Source organism: Synechococcus sp. R6-10 (assembly GCF_047461815.1).
GTDB lineage: Bacteria > Cyanobacteriota > Cyanobacteriia > Thermostichales > Thermostichaceae > Thermostichus.
Map to the genome: position 1 here is coordinate 1 of NZ_JANSHW010000337.1, position 1,861 is coordinate 1,861.

2 protein-coding genes are annotated in these 1,861 nt (G+C 58.9%); one reads left to right on the forward strand and one right to left on the reverse strand.

Annotation, left to right across the window (positions count from 1 at the left end; genetic code table 11):
- Positions 1 to 1,355, forward strand: a 1,355-nt coding sequence (locus tag NW837_RS09900) for an AMP-binding protein (RefSeq protein WP_414331143.1), incomplete at its 5' end; no start/stop codon positions are given.
- Positions 1,356 to 1,368: 13 nt separating this feature from the next.
- Here the strand turns inward: NW837_RS09900 and NW837_RS09905 are convergent.
- Complete coding sequence (locus NW837_RS09905) at positions 1,369 to 1,689, reverse strand: hypothetical protein (RefSeq protein WP_414331146.1); 321 nt, start codon at positions 1,687 to 1,689, stop codon at positions 1,369 to 1,371.
- Positions 1,690 to 1,861 lie beyond the last annotated feature (172 nt).

Sequence of the window (1,861 nt, forward strand, 5' to 3'; positions counted from 1 at the left end):
GATCCCAACTGGCCACCATCATCTACACCTCCGGCACCTCCGGTCGGCCCAAGGGGGTGATGCTCAGCCACGGCAACCTGATGCACCAGGTGGAGAACTTGGGCGTGGTCGTACAGCCACAACCGGGGAATAAGGTGTTGACCATTCTGCCCACTTGGCACTCTTATGAGCGGGCTTGCGAGTATTTTCTCCTCAGCCGTGCCTGCATGCTGGTCTATACCAGCCCTCGCTTTATCAAACAAGATTTCCAACAGGAGCACCCCCATTTTCTGGTGGCAGTGCCGCGGATTTGGGAAACCGTTTATGAAGGGATCCAACGGCAATTCAAAGAGAAAAGCCCCCTGATGCAGCGGCTGATCCGCGCTCTGATGGCCGTGAGTGAGAGCCATGTGCTCTCTGGACGGATAGCTCGCAACCAGTCGATTTTGCATTACGGAGTCAGCCCCTGGGTGCGCCTGCAGGCTCGCCTGCAACATTGGCTGCTCTGGCCCCTGCACCGATTGGCCGATGTGCTGATCTACCGCAAGGTACGACGGGCGTTGGGCCCCAATTTTCAACATGCCATCAGCGGCGGTGGATCCCTGCCTGCCTACTTGGATCTGTTCTACGAGGTGGTGGGCATTTCCATCTTGAATGGCTACGGCCTCACCGAAACTTCGCCGGTGTTGTGCGCGCGGCGTCCAGACAACAATGTGCGCGGTACGGCTGGCCCCCCTCTGCCGGGGACGGAGTTTCGCATTGTCGATCCGGAAACCCGGCAGCCCTTGCCCCCTGGCCAAAAGGGGTTGATCCTGGCCCGTGGCCCGCAGGTGATGATGGGCTACTACAACAATCCAGAAGCCACCGCTAAAGTTCTCAGCTCTGATGGCTGGTTTGAAACCGGGGATCTGGGCTGGCTCACTCCCGACGGCCAACTGGTGATCACCGGCAGGGCCAAGGATGTCATTGTCCTACTCAATGGGGAGAACATCGAGCCTCAGCCGCTGGAAGATGCTTGTCTGCAGTCTCCTTACATCAGCCAAATCGTGATCGTCGGGCAAGACCAAAAGAAATTGGCTGCCCTCATCTACCCCAACCTCGATGCCCTTAAGGCCTGGGCTGCCGAGCAAGGGATCCCGGCTGAGGATGCCGAGCTGCTGGCCCAGCCCCAGACCCGCACCTTGATTTTGCAGGAGGTGCGCCGCCGCATCCAAGAACGCCCTGGCTACCGGCCCGACGAGCAGGTCAGCGACTTTCGCTTCTTGCCGGAGCCGCTGAGCGTGGAAAACGGCCTTATGACCCAGACCCTGAAGATCAAGCGCAACCCGGTGGCTGAGCGCTATGCCCACCTCATCCAGGAGATGTATCCGGCTTGAGGTGCAGGCCCACCTAAGTTTGGGATCCCCGTTGTTGCTCCAAGTAGCGCCGGAATTGCTCCGGTGGAATGGCCCCTCGGTAGGCTCCACAGTAGTAGAGGGTAAGCACTGCCTTGTAGGCCCAATCGCTTGGCACCACATCCGGGAAAGGGCTGGGCAAAGTATCTGCTTGGTTGTTGGCGCAGGCTTGCAAAATTTGCTCTGTGGTTAGCTGTTCTGCCAGGTCTGGAGGGAGTTCCCGCAGGTTGGCTTGGGCCAGAGCGGCGGTGGGCAGGCTCAAACTGGAGAGGGCTGCGCCCACAAGAGCTGAGGTGAAGAGGTGTTGCACTTTCATAGCACTCCGTGCTGTGCAGAGCACAGACAACTCGAAGAGGGTTAACGAGGGATCGATTGAGAGGGAATCCGTCCGGGGAGTCCCTTCTTCAGCTTACTAGCGCAGGAGCCCCGCACTGTACCCGTAGGGTCAGTGTCGGGAGGAAAGCGCTTTGATGAAGTACAATGAACTT